We start from the raw sequence: 16,339 nt of genomic DNA on the forward strand, positions 1-16,339 counted from the left end.
ATCTCACCGTCCGTATAAAGATGTAGATGGCGTAAAGAATGAATACACAAGATCTGGCGAAACTGCGTTCCATAGTGCCCGAGATGCGTCGCGTCCGGCACATTCACTTTGTTGGCATTGGCGGTGCCGGTATGGGCGGTATTGCCGAAGTTTTGGCTAACGAAGGTTACCAGATTAGCGGCTCCGACCTGGCGCCGAATCCGGTCACGCAACAGTTGTCGCAACTTGGCGCCACGATCTATTTCAACCATCGCCCGGAAAACGTGCGCGATGCGAGTGTGGTGGTGGTGTCCAGCGCCATTTCCGCGGAAAACCCGGAAATTGTCGCGGCACATGAAGCGCGTATCCCGGTTATTCGCCGCGCAGAGATGCTGGCGGAGCTGATGCGTTTTCGCCACGGCATTGCTATTGCCGGTACGCACGGCAAAACCACCACGACGGCGATGGTTTCCAGCATCTATGCGGAAGCGGGCCTTGACCCAACCTTCGTCAACGGTGGGCTGGTGAAAGCGGCGGGGGTTCACGCCCGTCTCGGCCACAGCCGCTACCTGATTGCCGAAGCTGATGAGAGCGATGCGTCGTTCCTGCACCTGCAACCGATGGTCGCTATCGTGACCAACATCGAAGCCGACCACATGGACACCTACCATGGCGACTTTGAGAACCTGAAGCAGACCTTTATTAATTTCCTGCACAACCTGCCGTTCTACGGACGTGCGGTGATGTGTGTGGACGATCCGGTCATTCGTGAACTGCTCCCACGCGTGGGTCGTCAGGTCACCACCTACGGTTTCAGCGACGATGCCGATGTGCGCGTCGAAGAGTACCGTCAGGTTGGCGCTCAGGGTCATTTCCGCCTGGTTCGCCAGGATAAAGAGCCGCTGCAGGTGACGCTGAATGCGCCGGGTCGCCATAACGCGCTGAACGCAGCCGCTGCGGTTGCCGTGGCGACGGAAGAAGGGATTGACGATAGCGCGATCCTCAGAGCGCTGGAAAGCTTCCAGGGAACCGGTCGTCGTTTTGATTTCCTCGGCGAGTATCCGTTAGCCGCGGTCAACGGGAAAAGCGGCAGCGCGATGTTAATTGATGATTACGGTCATCACCCAACAGAAGTGGATGCCACGATTAAAGCCGCACGCGCGGGCTGGCCGGATAAAAATCTGGTGATGTTATTCCAGCCGCACCGTTTCACACGTACCCGCGATCTCTACGATGATTTCGCCAACGTGCTGACTCAGGTTGATGCGTTGCTGATGCTGGATGTCTATTCCGCTGGCGAGGCGCCGATTCCGGGAGCGGATAGCCGTTCGCTGTGCCGTACCATTCGTGGTCGCGGTAAAGTCGACCCGATTCTGCTCTCCGATCCGGTTCAGGCGGCTGAAATGCTGGCGTCAGTGTTAACAGGCAATGACCTGATCCTGGTGCAGGGCGCAGGAAACATAGGAAAAATCGCACGCCACCTGGCTGAAATCAAACTCGTGCCGCAAAAAACGGAGGAGGAGCACCGTGGCTGATAAAATCGCGGTTCTTTTTGGCGGCACCTCTGCTGAGCGTGATGTTTCACTGAATTCGGGCACTGCGGTGCTTGCTGGCCTGCGCGAAGCGGGCGTGGATGCGCATCCGGTTGACCCCCGTGATGTTGATGTGACCCAGTTGAAACAGATGGGGTTTAAGAAAGCGTTTATTGCGCTGCATGGTCGCGGTGGCGAAGATGGTACGTTGCAAGGGCTGCTGGAGCTGATTCAGCTGCCTTATACCGGCAGCGGCGTGATGGCATCGGCCATCTCCATGGACAAAGTTCGCAGCAAATTGCTGTGGCAGGGCGCGGGTTTACCCGTTGCACCGTGGGTAGCGTTGACGCGCGCGCAGTTCGAAAAAGGCCTCTCTGCCGGGACGGAAGCACAGATTGCCGCCCTTGGGTTGCCATTGATTGTCAAACCGGCTTGTGAAGGGTCAAGCGTTGGCATGTCGAAAGTGAGCGAAAGTTGTGCATTACAGAGTGCATTGACGCTGGCTTTTCAGCATGATGAAGACGTTCTGATTGAAAAATGGCTGAGTGGCCCCGAATTTACCGTCGCTATCGTCGGTGAAGAAATTTTACCGTCAATTCGTATCCAGGTGGCTGGAACCTTCTATGATTATGAGGCGAAGTATCTCTCTGATGAGACGCAATATTTCTGCCCTGGTTGTGAGGATCCCGTCCGTGAGTCAGAAATTCAGGCTCTGGTACTTAAAGCCTGGAATGTTCTCGGCTGCAAAGGTTGGGGACGCATTGACGTAATGCTGGACAGCGATGGCCAGTTTTATTTGCTAGAAGCGAATACTTCCCCTGGCATGACCAGCCACAGCCTGGTGCCGATGGCGGCGCGTCAGGCAGGAATGAGCTTCTCGCAACTTGTCGTTCGCATTTTGGACCTGGCGGGGTGATATGTCGCAGGCTGCGCTGAATACGCGAAACCAGGAAGAAGAAGAAAACGCTTCTTTGCGCCGGAGTAATGGAACTCGTCTGGCCGGGATTTTCTTCCTGCTAGCGGTGCTAAGTACCGTATTGGTCAGCGGGTGGATGGTTCTGGGCTGGATGGAAGATGCACAGCGTTTACCTCTGTCCAGGATGGTGGTCACCGGTGAACGTCACTACACGCGCAATGATGATATTCGTCAGGCGATTCTGGCGTTAGGTTCGCCGGGAACCTTTATGACCCAGGATGTCAACATCATCCAGAGTCAGATCGAACGTCTGCCGTGGATTAAGCAGGCGAGCGTTAGAAAGCAGTGGCCAGATGAATTGAAGATTCATCTGGTTGAATATGTGCCGATTGCGCGTTGGAATGATCAACATATGGTGGACGTAGAAGGAAACTCCTTCAGCGTACCAGCGGATCGTACCAATAAGCAGAATTTACCGATGCTGTATGGCCCGGAAGGCAGTGAGAACGAAGTGTTGCAAGGGTATCGCGACATGGGGCAGGTGCTGGCAAAGGATAAATTCACGTTGAAAGTCGCGGCGATGACCGCACGTCGCTCCTGGCAGTTGACGCTGAATAACGATATTAAGCTCAACCTTGGTCGCGGCGACACCATGAAACGACTTCAGCGCTTTATGGAACTCTACCCGGTTCTTCAGCAACAAGCGCAGACCGACGGCAAACGGATTAGCTATGTTGATTTGCGTTATGACTCGGGTGCGGCAGTGGGCTGGGTACCTGCTCCCGTAGAGGAAACTAACCAACAACAGAATCAGGCACAGGCAGAACAACAATGATCAAGGCGACGGACAGAAAACTGGTAGTTGGGCTGGAGATTGGCACCGCAAAGGTTGCCGCTTTAGTAGGGGAAGTTCTGCCCGATGGCGTGGTCAATATCATTGGCGTGGGCAGTTGCCCTTCGCGTGGTATGGATAAAGGCGGAGTGAACGACCTGGAATCCGTGGTGAAATGCGTACAGCGCGCCATTGACCAGGCCGAACTGATGGCGGATTGCCAGATTTCGTCGGTGTATCTGGCGCTTTCAGGTAAACATATTAGCTGTCAAAATGAAATCGGCATGGTGCCGATCTCGGAAGAAGAAGTAACGCAGGACGATGTTGAAAACGTGGTGCATACCGCGAAGTCAGTCCGCGTACGCGATGAGCATCGTGTTCTGCACGTTATTCCGCAGGAATATGCCATCGATTATCAGGAAGGGATTAAAAATCCGGTGGGTCTGTCCGGCGTGCGTATGCAGGCTAAAGTCCATCTGATTACCTGCCATAACGATATGGCGAAAAATATTGTTAAAGCGGTTGAACGTTGTGGTCTGAAAGTAGACCAACTCATTTTCGCCGGTTTAGCGGCTAGTTATTCCGTCCTGACGGAAGATGAACGTGAGCTGGGTGTCTGCGTGGTGGACATCGGCGGTGGTACAATGGATATCGCCGTGTATACCGGCGGTGCGCTGCGTCATACCAAAGTGATCCCGTACGCGGGCAATGTGGTGACCAGCGATATCGCCTACGCCTTTGGTACGCCGCCGAGCGATGCCGAAGCGATTAAAGTTCGCCACGGTTGCGCGCTGGGTTCTATCGTCGGCAAAGACGAAAACGTCGAGGTGCCGAGCGTCGGTGGACGTCCGCCGCGCAGCCTGCAGCGTCAGACGCTGGCAGAGGTTATTGAGCCGCGTTATACCGAGCTGCTCAATCTGGTTAACGAAGAGATCCTGCAGTTGCAGGAGCAGCTTCGCCAGCAAGGGGTGAAACACCATCTGGCGGCGGGGATTGTATTAACGGGCGGCGCGGCGCAAATTGAAGGTCTTGCTGCCTGTGCTCAGCGGGTGTTCCATACGCAGGTGCGTATTGGCGCGCCGCTGAATATTACCGGATTAACGGATTATGCCCAGGAGCCGTATTATTCGACGGCGGTTGGGTTGCTGCACTACGGGAAGGAATCTCATCTTAGTGGTGAAGCAGAAGTAGAAAAACGCGTAACTGCATCAGTTGGCTCGTGGATTAAGCGACTTAATAGCTGGCTGCGAAAAGAGTTTTAATTTTTTCAGAGAACGCAGAAAATTAGCGTTCTCAGGCGACAGGCACAAAACGGAGAGAAACTATGTTTGAACCTATGGAACTGACCAACGACGCGGTGATTAAAGTCATCGGCGTCGGTGGCGGCGGTGGCAATGCCGTTGAGCACATGGTGCGCGAGCGCATCGAAGGTGTTGAATTCTTCGCGGTGAACACCGACGCGCAGGCACTGCGTAAAACGGCTGTTGGCCAGACTATCCAGATCGGTAGCGGTATTACCAAAGGTCTGGGTGCGGGCGCTAACCCGGAAGTGGGCCGTAATGCGGCTGACGAAGACCGTGAAGCGTTACGTGCTGCTCTTGATGGTGCAGACATGGTGTTTATCGCCGCAGGTATGGGCGGTGGTACCGGCACCGGTGCAGCACCGGTTGTGGCTGAAGTGGCGAAGGATCTGGGTATCCTGACCGTTGCGGTAGTCACTAAGCCGTTTAACTTTGAAGGCAAAAAACGCATGGCGTTCGCCGAACAGGGGATCACGGAGCTGTCCAAGCACGTGGACTCACTGATCACCATTCCGAACGACAAGCTGCTAAAAGTGCTCGGCCGTGGTATTTCTCTGCTGGATGCTTTCGGCGCGGCAAACGACGTGTTGAAAGGCGCAGTACAGGGTATCGCCGAGCTGATCACCCGCCCGGGTCTGATGAACGTCGACTTTGCGGATGTGCGCACGGTGATGTCAGAGATGGGCTACGCGATGATGGGTTCTGGCGTCGCAAGCGGTGAAGACCGTGCGGAAGAAGCTGCTGAAATGGCGATCTCTTCTCCGCTGCTGGAAGATATCGATCTGTCCGGCGCGCGCGGCGTTCTGGTCAACATCACGGCGGGCTTCGACCTGCGTCTGGATGAGTTCGAAACCGTGGGTAACACGATCCGTGCTTTCGCATCGGATAACGCGACCGTGGTTATCGGTACTTCCCTTGACCCGGACATGAACGACGAACTGCGTGTAACCGTTGTTGCTACCGGTATCGGCATGGACAAACGTCCGGAAATCACCCTGGTGACCAACAAACAGGTTCAGCAGCCGGTGATGGATCGCTACCAGCAGCACGGTATGGCACCATTAACTCAAGAGCAGAAACCGGTCGCAAAAGTGGTGAACGACAACACGCCGCAAACTGCGAAAGAGCCGGATTATCTGGATATTCCAGCTTTCCTGCGTAAGCAAGCCGATTAAGAATTGGCTGGAAGTTGGGCATCAGCGCTCTTTGTGCTAAACTGCCCTCCCGAATGTATAATATACTTCGGTTGGATAGGTAACTTGGCGAGATTATACGATGATCAAACAAAGGACTCTTAAACGTATCGTTCAGGCGACTGGCGTCGGTTTGCATACCGGCAAGAAAGTCACCCTGACGTTACGCCCTGCGCCGGCAAATACCGGGGTCATCTATCGTCGCACCGACTTGAATCCACCGGTTGATTTTCCGGCTGATGCCAAATCTGTGCGGGATACCATGCTCTGTACTTGCCTGGTGAACGAGCATGACGTGCGGATTTCAACAGTCGAGCACCTGAATGCCGCACTGGCTGGCCTGGGCATTGACAACATTGTGATTGAAGTCGATGCGCCGGAAATTCCAATTATGGATGGTAGTGCTGCGCCGTTCGTTTATCTGTTGCTGGATGCCGGCATCGATGAACTGAACTGTGCGAAGAAATTTGTCCGCATCAAAGACACCGTGCGTGTTGAAGATGGCGACAAATGGGCTGAATTCAAACCGTACAATGGTTTTTCGTTGGACTTTACCATCGACTTTAACCATCCGGCGATTGATGCAAGCAACCAGCGCTACGCGATGAACTTCTCTGCTGATGCATTTATGCGCCAGATTAGTCGCGCTCGTACTTTTGGTTTTATGCGTGATATCGAATATCTGCAGTCCCGCGGCCTGTGCCTGGGCGGCAGCTTCGATTGTGCCATCGTTGTTGACGATTATCGCGTATTGAACGAAGACGGTTTGCGCTTCGAAGATGAGTTTGTCCGCCATAAAATGCTGGATGCGATTGGTGACCTGTTTATGTGTGGTCACAATATCATCGGTGCATTCACGGCGTTCAAATCTGGTCACGCGTTGAATAACAAATTGCTGCAGGCCGTCCTGGCAAAACAGGAAGCCTGGGAATATGTGACTTTCGAAGACGAAGCAGAACTGCCGCTGGCGTTCCGTGCACCGTCAATGGTTATGGCGTAAGCCTGACCATTCAGTAAAATCGACTGGTAACCTGGTACCCTCTCCGGCCAGGGGGCCAGTCTTTTTTCTTTTTTAGCCTTCCCCTCCTATGGCTGCTGTAATTCTCCGGCGCTGTTCATTGTTCGTTCGCTGTTTTATTGAGCGCTTTTGACTTGCCAGAGCTGTCATTCATGCTGCCGTAGCGCAGTATTAATGGTAGTATTTGGGCGCAAAATTTTTTCCTGGGGTTGCTTCAACTAAAGGTAACGTACGTGAGTGGATTGCTGACGCGCTGGCGACAGTTTGGCAGACGATATTTCTGGCCGCATCTCCTGTTGGGGATGGTCGCGGCTAGTCTCGGCTTGCCGGCGCTTAGCAATAGCCACGAAACCGCGTCACCGGCGAAAGCAACGGCCAGTAACCATAATCCAACGAAAGTTAACTTCTCCCAGCTGGCGCTGCTGGAAGCCAGTCGTCGACCTAACTTTACCGTCGATTACTGGCATCAGCATGCAATACGCACGGTTATTCGCCATCTGTCATTTGCTATGGCACCGCAGGCGTTGCCGGTTGCGGAAGAATCTTCGCCATTACAGGCGCAGCACCTGGCTTTACTCGACACGCTCAGCGCACTGCTGACGCAGGAGAGCAAACCGCCGGTTGCCGTCCGTCTTCTGGCCTACAACCCGTCCCATTCTGCCTTTAGTATCTCGGCCTGGATCAGCCAGGTCGCCGGGATACGCGCAGGGCCTCAACGTCTCAGCTAAACGAAAAACGGATTATTCTTTTTTGTGACTCCGCGATGCGGGGCGTTTGAGATTTTATTATGCTAATCAAATTATTAACTAAAGTTTTCGGTAGTCGTAACGATCGTACCCTGCGCCGTATGCGCAAAATCGTTGGCGTGATCAACGCCATGGAACCGGCAATGGAAAAGCTCTCCGATGACGAGCTGAAAGGTAAAACTGTCGAATTCCGTGCTCGCCTTGAGAAAGGTGAAAGCGTTGAGAGCCTGATCCCTGAGGCCTTTGCGGTGGTACGTGAAGCCAGTAAACGAGTGTTCGGGATGCGTCACTTCGACGTCCAGTTGCTGGGCGGTATGGTATTGAACGAACGCTGCATCGCGGAAATGCGTACCGGTGAAGGTAAAACCCTGACCGCAACCCTGCCTGCGTATCTGAATGCACTGTCAGGAAAAGGCGTCCACGTGGTTACCGTCAACGACTACCTGGCACAGCGTGATGCTGAAAACAACCGTCCGCTGTTCGAGTTCCTCGGGATGACCGTCGGTATCAACATGTCCGGTCTGCCTGCGCCAGCCAAACGTGAAGCGTACGGTGCGGATATTACCTACGGTACCAACAACGAATACGGCTTTGACTACCTGCGTGACAACATGGCGTTTAGCCCTGAAGAACGCGTACAGCGTAAGCTGCACTATGCGCTGGTGGATGAGGTGGACTCCATCCTCATCGATGAAGCGCGTACTCCGCTGATCATTTCTGGCCCGGCCGAAGACAGCTCAGAAATGTACAAACGCGTTAACAAGATCATCCCGCACCTGGTGCGCCAGGAGAAAGAAGATTCCGACACCTTTACCGGTGAAGGTCACTTCTCTGTCGATGAGAAAGCGCGTCAGGTTAACCTGACCGAACGCGGTCTGGTGCTGATTGAAGAATTGCTGGTGCAGGAAGGTATTATGGACGAAGGAGAATCACTGTATTCACCGTCCAATATTATGCTGATGCACCACGTGACGGCTGCGCTGCGCGCGCACGTGCTGTTCACCCGCGACGTTGACTATATCGTTAAGGATGGCGAAGTCATTATTGTCGATGAGCACACCGGTCGTACGATGCAGGGGCGCCGCTGGTCTGATGGTCTGCATCAGGCCGTTGAAGCGAAAGAGGGTGTGGATATCCAGAATGAGAACCAGACGCTGGCCTCCATCACTTTCCAGAACTACTTCCGTCTGTACGAGAAGCTGGCAGGGATGACCGGTACTGCGGATACCGAAGCCTTTGAATTCAGCTCTATCTATAAACTGGATACCGTGGTCGTGCCGACCAACCGTCCGATGATCCGTAAAGATATGGCGGATCTGGTCTATATGACCGAAGCGGAAAAAATTCAGGCGATCATCGAAGATATTAAAGAGCGTACTGCTGCTGGCCAACCGGTGCTGGTGGGTACTATTTCGATTGAAAAATCAGAAGTGGTTTCACATGAACTGACGAAAGCCGGTATCAAACACAACGTACTGAACGCCAAGTTCCACGCCAGCGAAGCGGATATCGTTGCTCAGGCGGGCTACCCGTCAGCGGTGACCATCGCCACCAACATGGCCGGTCGTGGTACCGATATTATGCTCGGCGGTAGCTGGCAGGCCGAAGTGGCAGCGCTGGAAGATCCGACGCCGGAACAAATCGAGCAGATTAAAGCCGACTGGCAGATTCGTCACGATGCCGTACTGGCTGCCGGTGGTCTGCACATTATCGGTACCGAGCGTCATGAATCGCGTCGTATCGATAACCAGCTGCGTGGCCGTTCTGGTCGTCAGGGTGATGCCGGTTCTTCCCGCTTCTACCTGTCGATGGAAGATGCCCTGATGCGTATTTTTGCCTCCGACCGTGTCTCCGGCATGATGCGTAAGCTGGGGATGAAACCGGGCGAAGCGATTGAACACCCGTGGGTCACCAAAGCCATCGCTAACGCCCAGCGTAAAGTGGAAAGCCGCAACTTTGATATTCGTAAGCAACTGCTGGAATATGATGACGTGGCGAACGATCAGCGTCGTGCCATCTATAGCCAGCGTAACGAACTGCTGGACGTCTCCGATGTTAGCGAAACCATTAACAGCATCCGCGAAGACGTTTTCAAAGCGACCATCGATGCCCATATTCCGCCGCAGTCGCTGGAAGAAATGTGGGATGTTGAAGGCCTGCAGGAACGTCTGAAAAACGACTTCGACCTTGAGCTGCCGCTGAAAGAGTGGCTGGATAAAGAGCCGGAACTGCACGAAGAGACGTTGCGCGAGCGTATTCTGCAGAGCGCGGTTGAAACCTATCAGCGTAAGGAAGAAGTGGTTGGCACCGAAATGATGCGTCATTTCGAAAAAGGCGTCATGCTCCAGACTCTGGACTCCCTGTGGAAAGAGCACCTGGCGGCAATGGACTACCTGCGTCAGGGTATCCATCTGCGTGGCTATGCGCAGAAAGATCCGAAGCAGGAATATAAGCGTGAATCCTTCTCCATGTTCGCCGCGATGCTGGAATCCCTGAAGTATGAAGTGATCAGCACACTGAGCAAAGTTCAGGTCCGCATGCCGGAAGAAGTTGAAGCGATGGAGCAGCAGCGTCGTGAGGAAGCTGAACGCCTGGCGCAGATGCAGCAGCTCAGCCATCAGGATGACGACACTGCCGCTGCCGCCGCGCTGGCCGAGGAAACCGGCGACCGTAAAGTGGGCCGTAACGATCCTTGCCCGTGCGGTTCTGGTAAAAAATATAAACAGTGCCACGGCCGTCTGAGCTAATCTCAGAGAGTAAAAAATAAAGGCGCAGATATCTGCGCCTTTTTTATGGAATGAAGACAATGAAAAAACTGCAAATTTCCGTCGGCATTATTCGTAATCAGCTGGGCGAAATCTTTATTACCCAGCGGGCATCCGATGCCCATATGGCCAATAAACTTGAGTTTCCAGGGGGCAAAATTGAAGCCGGAGAAACCCCGGAGCAAGCGCTGGTGCGTGAGCTTCAGGAAGAGGTCGGGATTACGGTCGAGTCCTCCCGTTTGTTTGACACCCTGGAGTACCAGTTCCCGGACCGACATATTACGCTGTGGTTCTGGCTGGTTGAGGACTGGGCCGGAGAACCGTGGGGGAAAGAGGGGCAGCCAGGGCGCTGGATTGCGCAGCGGGCATTAGTCGCAGACGCGTTCCCGCCGGCGAACGAACCGGTGATTACCAAATTAGTGCAGGCGGCCCCGTAAATACTGTTGCCCGGCCTCTTACCATATGGCCGGGCTCGTGCGATTAGTGCTGCTGTTCTTCGCTCCAGCCATCGCTGTCGGACAGATCGCCTGCGCTGGGGATACGTTTTTCTTCCGCCGCCCACTCGCCGAGATCGATCAGCTGGCAGCGCTTAGAGCAAAATGGCCGAAACGGGCTTTGTTCATTCCAGGCTACGGTCTTACCGCAGGTAGGGCAGTTGACTATCGTCTCTTCTGACATTTTTACTCCTTAACAACACGCCAGTTCAAAATCAAAACGCTCAGGTACCACGCCAAGCTCGCTATCCAGCGGCAGGAAGCGAATAGCAAAGCGGCTCTTATGGCCGGAAATTTGCGGGTAGAGCTGGCTGGCAATATCCAGACGCAAGCGTAGCAGGTCGGCATCTTCACCGTTATCCTGATAAAAGCCGTTAAGGCTGGTTTGCTTGCGGAAAGGGGCAGAGTTGCGGATCAGGTCAAGGATCAGCACCAGCGATTGTGTCAGAGGCTCGAGGCTGGCTAACCATTTTTCGACCTGCTCGTCACGATGTGCCTGGGGCATATGCAGCCAGATGTGCAACGTCGGAAGGTCAAAGCTGCAGCAGCCGCCAGGAATGCTCAGCCGCTGCCGTACCAGGGCTATCAGCCGGTCTTCGCGCAGAAACTGGCCGATGCGCGGTGCGGATATCAGGACGCTGCCGCACTGTTTGAGCTGCTGACGCAAGGCGCCAATGCGCTCTTGATCGACACCGGGGACTTCAGCCCAGGACTGCAGTTTACGCTGCTGGCGTTCTAGCTCTTTCAGCATATCCGTTCGGACTTCGCCGCGCTCCAGAACATCTAAAAGATCGCCCGCGTTGCGGAAAAAATGGAGCGCATCAGCATAAGTGGCTAACGTCGGGTGAACGGACAGCTGCTGCGTTAAAAATTCAATGCGCAGCCAGGTGCGCATTTTCTCGTTCAGTGGATGTTCAAACAGAACAGGGGTGTGCATTACGATTTTTCCTGTGAGGCGGCCTGCGATGCCAGGAGTAGATACCGGTCGTGCAGGCGGGCAACATCCGATGCGATGGCATCCGGCGTGCCTGTGTTTTCAATGACATCATCCGCAACGGCGAGACGCTGTTCGCGCGTCGCCTGGGCGGCAAGAATATGTTCTGCATGTTCACGGCTGACCCGGTCACGTGACATCGTCCGTTCGATCTGTGTCTCTTTCGGGACATCAACGACCAACACACGATCGGCTTTCGCGGCCAGGTGGTTTTCAACCAGTAAGGGGACAACCCAAAGAATGTAGGGGGAGTTCGCCGCCTGCATCTGTCGGCGTGTTTCCTGCTGAATAAGCGGATGCAGGAGCGCGTTAAGCCAGGTTTTATCGTCGGGGTGGGCGAAGATCTTTTCGCGTAATGCGCGGCGGTTCAGCGTACCGTCATCATGGAGCATCCCTGAGCCAAAATGAGCGGCGATAGCTTGCAGTGCCGGGGTTCCGGGTTCAACCACCTGACGAGCAATGATGTCGGCATCAATAACGTTAACTCCAAGGTGAGAAAATGCATCGGCCACGGTACTTTTACCACTGCCAATACCGCCCGTTAACGCTACCGTATACCTCATACACTCCGTATCCCGATCTGACCAATGAACACATTACATTCCAGTGGCGCCGGTCGTACACGCCCCCGATGCTCTTACGAGCGAAATCCCATCACAGTGGCGCAAGCCAACAGAGTGGGTCACAACCTATACTGGTTTATTTTGTATATATAAATCAACTGGTTAAATTTAATGCATCGCATGTTGGTGCTTGCGATCGCGTTATTCACTATTCACCAGGTAAATTTATACGATTGTAGCGTAAAAAAAGTGAAAATCGCAGTCTTGCGCAGCCATGATTCGTGCGTATGATAACGTCACTGGAGTTGTGCTCTCACAATAATGCAATTAACCCCAGGAATTCGCACATGCGTATTGAAGAAGATCTGAAGCTTGGTTTTAAAGACGTTCTTATCCGCCCAAAACGCTCTACCCTCAAAAGCCGTTCTGATGTTGAGCTGGAACGTGAATTCACATTTAAACATTCTGGCCAGTCATGGTCCGGCGTGCCGATCATTGCCGCTAACATGGACACCGTCGGGACGTTTGGCATGGCGAAAGCGCTGGCGTCTTTCGGCATTCTCACCGCGGTTCATAAACATTATAGCGTTGAAGAGTGGCAGGGTTTTGTGCAGTCATCTTCTGCGGATGTGCTGAAATACATTATGGTGTCCACCGGGACTTCTGATGTTGATTTCGAAAAAACCAAACAGATCCTCGTTCAAAATCCACAGCTGAACTTCGTTTGCATCGATGTGGCGAATGGCTACTCTGAGCATTTTGTTCAGTTCGTTGCTAAAGCTCGTGAAGCCTGGCCGCAGAAAACTATCTGTGCGGGTAACGTCGTCACCGGCGAAATGTGCGAAGAGCTAATTCTCTCTGGCGCTGATATCGTGAAAGTCGGTATCGGCCCGGGTTCCGTATGTACCACTCGAGTGAAGACCGGCGTGGGTTATCCGCAGCTTTCCGCCGTGATTGAATGTGCCGATGCGGCGCATGGTCTGGGCGGCCAGATCGTCAGCGATGGTGGCTGTACGATGCCTGGTGATGTAGCAAAAGCTTTTGGCGGCGGTGCTGATTTTGTCATGCTCGGTGGCATGCTGGCCGGTCATGAAGAGAGCGGCGGCAAAGTGGTCGAAGAAAACGGCGAGAAATTCATGCTGTTCTACGGCATGAGCTCTGAGTCCGCGATGACCCGTCACGTTGGCGGCGTTGCGCAGTACCGCGCAGCGGAAGGTAAAACCGTTAAGCTGCTTCTGCGTGGCCCGGTTGAGAATACCGCGCGCGATATCCTCGGCGGCCTGCGCTCTGCCTGCACCTATGTGGGTGCCTCGCGTCTGAAAGAACTGACCAAACGCACCACCTTTATTCGCGTACAGGAACAAGAGAACCGCGTGTTCAACAGCCTGTAATGCCAGATGCTGGCGCGTTACGCGCCAGCATTTATCCCGCCATACCGCTAATCGCGTCGCCCAGATGAAAAATGGGTAAATACATCGCCACCACCAGTACGCCAACAATTATTCCGGTTATCAACAACAACATGGGTTCCAGCAACGTCGCCAGGTTTTCAGCCTGATAATGCGTCTGTTCACTATGGTGCCGGGCGAGATTGTCCAGCATGGTATCCAGTGAGCCGGATGCTTCTCCGGTGCGGATCAGCTGCAAGCATAATGGTGTGAAACCACCGCTGCGATCGAGAGCCTGCCAGATAGGAACACCCTGCGTAATGTGCTGGTGCACCTGCTGGATCCGCTGGCGCCATAACGGGCAGGTTAGCGTATCCTGGACGCTTTCCAGACCTTGCAGAAAACTGATGCCGGCGCGTTGGGTGAGGGTAAGCACGGTGAAGATCTGGCTCAGCAATTGCCCGCGGATAAGCTTTCCCACCACGGGCAGAGCATGTAGCATTTTCTGTCGCTGCAGTAGCCACTGCGGCCGGCGGTGGGAGAGCTGATTGAGGGCGAGGGGTAAAATGACCAGCAAAATCAGCCAGGGCCAGTGACGGATCAGCCCTTCACTGGCGTGGATCACGAGCTGCGTCAATAACGGCAGCGGCGTATTGAAGGTTTGATAGATAGCCGCAAACTCTGGCAGAACAAAACAGAGCATCGCCATCACCACCAGCAGGGCCAGGCCCAGGATGATGACGGGATAGCGCACGGCTTTTTTCACTTTCTCTGCCAGTTGCTGCTGCTCCTGTTGCTGACGCGCCAGCTGCAGGCAGCAGAAATCGAGTTTACCGGTAAGTTCCCCGGTGCGTATCATCGCCAGATAGAGCGGTGAAAATGCCTGAGGCCATTTTTCCAGCGCCGCAGAGAGTGAAGTACCCTGCGCCAGCTCCTGAGCCAGAGTACAGAGCAGTGCCTGCCACTGGGCGTTGGACTGCTGTTGCGCTAGCAGCACCAGGCCTTCTGCCAACGGAAGCCCGGCTTGCAGCAGGGCGGCGAGCTGGCGCACAACCTGGCCACTATAGCGTGGGTGCCAGAGTGCGTTTTTGACCGCGCAGCGGCGAACCGCCAGCGGAATGATTCGTTCATGAGTCAGCGCCTGACAGATGTCCAGTCGACTTTGGCTCCACTGGGTTCCCTGGCAATGTTCTCCTTGTGCATCAACTCCTTGCCAGCGCCAGAGACGGTTAGTAGCCATGAGGGATCCCCAGTACACGGATAACCTCTTCAAGGCTGGTTAGCCCTTGTTCCACCGCTTCGCAGCCGCTTTCAAACAGCGTCATCATTCCCGCTTCGCGCGCCATAGATTCAATTTCTATGGCATTAAGGCCGTGAGCAATCGCCTGACGCAGTGCGGTGTTCACTGGCAGCAGTTCGAATAATGCCTGGCGACCATAGTAGCCGTGATAGCAGTGCTGGCAGCCCATGGCTTGCCAGCGAGGGAGCGGACGTGGCCACAACGTGCGCGGGACATCGGCATGCTGGCCGGTTTCACATCGGCAATGCACGCAGAGCTTTCGCACCAGACGTTGCGCCACGACCAGGGAGAGCGCGGAAGAGATCATCCAACTGGCGACGCCCATTTGCTGCAGGCGGATCAGGCTTTCGCTGGTCGAGTTGGTATGCAGCGTAGACAGGACCAGATGCCCGGTTTGCGCGGCTTTAATGGCAATTTCCGCGGTTTCGGCATCGCGAATTTCCCCGACCATCACAATATCCGGATCCTGACGCAACAGCGCTCGCAACACGTTCTGGAAGTTAAGCCCGGCGCGGGGGTTAATCTGTGTCTGGTTCATACCGACGATCGGGATCTCGAGCGGATCCTCGACGCTACATATATTGACGGCGTCCTGATTGCGGGCCTGCAGCGCGCTATAGAGCGTCACGGTTTTACCGCTACCGGTAGGGCCGGTAACCAGCATCAGGCCTTGCGGCTGCTCCAGCGCGGAGCGAAAGACTCTGAGCTGCTCTGGTGCCAGCCCCAGGGCGTCAATGTCGAGCGCTTGTTCAACTTGATGCAACAGGCGCAGCACGATTTTCTCTCCGTGACGACAGGGCAGGGTGGCGATACGAAACGAGACCGGACGGCCAGCAAATATCAGCGTGAACTGACCGTCCTGCGGCAGGCGGTGTTCGGCAATATCCAGATTACCGAGCACCTTAAGCCGCGCGGTAATTGGGGCCGTGAGTTCAGGTGACAGGAATGGCAGCGGGTGCAGGACACCGTCGATTCGCAGGCGAATGCGCAGATGACTTTCCTCCGGTTCAATATGAATATCGGAGGCGCGCTGGTGTAAGGCCTGCTCAAGGATCTGATTGACCTGCTTAATAACGCCTGACGTCATATCGTTACCGGCGGGCAGCAAAGGTTGACCGGTCTGCAGACGCTTGTTCATCTGATCCTGGCTCCAGCACTCAATATCGATTCGCTTCTGGGTTGCGAAACGCAGGGCTTCCATGAGTTCTGGTGCTGGGCTATCGACCACCGCGATGACGATGGTGTGCTCATCGCTATTGAGCAGCAGGGCATGATAGCGCTGGCAGAGGGTGACCAATTGTTCGGTTTTCATCGTGGT

General features: G+C 54.6%; 15 protein-coding genes. 10 read left to right on the top strand and 5 right to left on the bottom strand.

From position 1 onward, the window contains the following. Positions 1 to 38: 38 nt before the first annotated feature. The 9 genes from murC (at position 39) to mutT (ending at position 10,719) form a co-directional block, all read left to right on the top strand. Positions 39 to 1,514, top strand: coding sequence for a UDP-N-acetylmuramate--L-alanine ligase (gene murC / locus ACMYSO_RS17865; RefSeq protein WP_434666432.1), 1,476 nt, complete (start codon positions 39 to 41; stop codon positions 1,512 to 1,514). Beyond that, positions 1,507 to 2,427: a D-alanine--D-alanine ligase gene (locus tag ACMYSO_RS17870; protein WP_434586366.1), complete on the top strand. Its 921-nt coding sequence runs from the start codon at positions 1,507 to 1,509 to the stop codon at positions 2,425 to 2,427. Before murC ends, ACMYSO_RS17870 begins: the two co-directional genes overlap by 8 nt. 1 nt (position 2,428) lies before the next feature. Continuing rightward, positions 2,429 to 3,262 (top strand): cell division protein FtsQ, encoded by an 834-nt coding sequence (gene ftsQ, locus ACMYSO_RS17875; RefSeq protein ID WP_434586365.1) that lies wholly within the window; start codon positions 2,429 to 2,431, stop codon positions 3,260 to 3,262. After that, on the top strand, positions 3,259 to 4,521 hold the full coding sequence (gene ftsA / locus ACMYSO_RS17880) for a cell division protein FtsA (protein WP_123757494.1): 1,263 nt from the start codon (positions 3,259 to 3,261) through the stop codon (positions 4,519 to 4,521). The genes ftsQ and ftsA overlap by 4 nt, the downstream gene beginning before the upstream one ends. A gap of 62 nt (positions 4,522 to 4,583) precedes the next feature. Next, a complete protein-coding gene (gene ftsZ, locus ACMYSO_RS17885; RefSeq protein WP_004857884.1) occupies positions 4,584 to 5,735 on the top strand; it encodes a cell division protein FtsZ in 1,152 nt (383 codons plus the stop codon). 100 nt (positions 5,736 to 5,835) lie between these two features. Next, complete coding sequence (gene lpxC / locus ACMYSO_RS17890) at positions 5,836 to 6,753, top strand: UDP-3-O-acyl-N-acetylglucosamine deacetylase (RefSeq protein ID WP_123757493.1); 918 nt, start codon at positions 5,836 to 5,838, stop codon at positions 6,751 to 6,753. Between the two features lie 251 nt (positions 6,754 to 7,004). Next, positions 7,005 to 7,499, top strand: a complete 495-nt coding sequence (secM, locus tag ACMYSO_RS17895; RefSeq protein ID WP_434586364.1) for a secA translation cis-regulator SecM — start codon at positions 7,005 to 7,007, stop codon at positions 7,497 to 7,499. Positions 7,500 to 7,558: 59 nt separating this feature from the next. Then, complete coding sequence (gene secA, locus ACMYSO_RS17900) at positions 7,559 to 10,264, top strand: preprotein translocase subunit SecA (RefSeq protein WP_434666435.1); 2,706 nt, start codon at positions 7,559 to 7,561, stop codon at positions 10,262 to 10,264. A gap of 59 nt (positions 10,265 to 10,323) precedes the next feature. Then, the gene (gene mutT / locus ACMYSO_RS17905; protein WP_434666437.1) at positions 10,324 to 10,719 is read left to right on the top strand and encodes an 8-oxo-dGTP diphosphatase MutT; all 396 of its coding nucleotides are present in this window, start codon (positions 10,324 to 10,326) and stop codon (positions 10,717 to 10,719) included. A gap of 43 nt (positions 10,720 to 10,762) precedes the next feature. Here the strand turns inward: mutT and yacG are convergent, their stop codons facing one another. Genes yacG through coaE form a run of 3 tightly spaced genes read right to left on the bottom strand, consistent with a single transcriptional unit; the run spans position 10,763 to position 12,333 of the window. Continuing rightward, entirely contained in the window at positions 10,763 to 10,960 is a 198-nt protein-coding gene (gene yacG / locus ACMYSO_RS17910; protein WP_434666439.1) for a DNA gyrase inhibitor YacG, read from the bottom strand. Positions 10,961 to 10,969: 9 nt separating this feature from the next. Beyond that, positions 10,970 to 11,713: a cell division protein ZapD gene (gene zapD, locus ACMYSO_RS17915; protein ID WP_434666442.1), complete on the bottom strand. Its 744-nt coding sequence runs from the start codon at positions 11,711 to 11,713 to the stop codon at positions 10,970 to 10,972. Then, positions 11,713 to 12,333: a dephospho-CoA kinase gene (gene coaE / locus ACMYSO_RS17920; protein ID WP_434666445.1), complete on the bottom strand. Its 621-nt coding sequence runs from the start codon at positions 12,331 to 12,333 to the stop codon at positions 11,713 to 11,715. The genes zapD and coaE overlap by 1 nt, the downstream gene beginning before the upstream one ends. A 347-nt stretch (positions 12,334 to 12,680) precedes the next feature. Between coaE and ACMYSO_RS17925 the strand changes: the two genes are divergently transcribed. After that, entirely contained in the window at positions 12,681 to 13,724 is a 1,044-nt protein-coding gene (locus tag ACMYSO_RS17925; protein WP_434666447.1) for a GMP reductase, read from the top strand. Between the two features lie 31 nt (positions 13,725 to 13,755). Here ACMYSO_RS17925 and hofC read toward each other — a convergent pair whose 3' ends face one another. Both hofC and gspE read right to left on the bottom strand, forming a co-directional pair. Beyond that, positions 13,756 to 14,961 (bottom strand): protein transport protein HofC, encoded by a 1,206-nt coding sequence (hofC, locus tag ACMYSO_RS17930; RefSeq protein ID WP_434666449.1) that lies wholly within the window; start codon positions 14,959 to 14,961, stop codon positions 13,756 to 13,758. After that, positions 14,951 to 16,333: a type II secretion system protein GspE gene (gene gspE, locus ACMYSO_RS17935; protein ID WP_434666452.1), complete on the bottom strand. Its 1,383-nt coding sequence runs from the start codon at positions 16,331 to 16,333 to the stop codon at positions 14,951 to 14,953. The genes hofC and gspE overlap by 11 nt, the downstream gene beginning before the upstream one ends. Positions 16,334 to 16,339 lie beyond the last annotated feature (6 nt).

The sequence above is a fragment of the Klebsiella sp. B345 genome (assembly GCF_051131735.1).
GTDB lineage: Bacteria > Pseudomonadota > Gammaproteobacteria > Enterobacterales > Enterobacteriaceae > Klebsiella.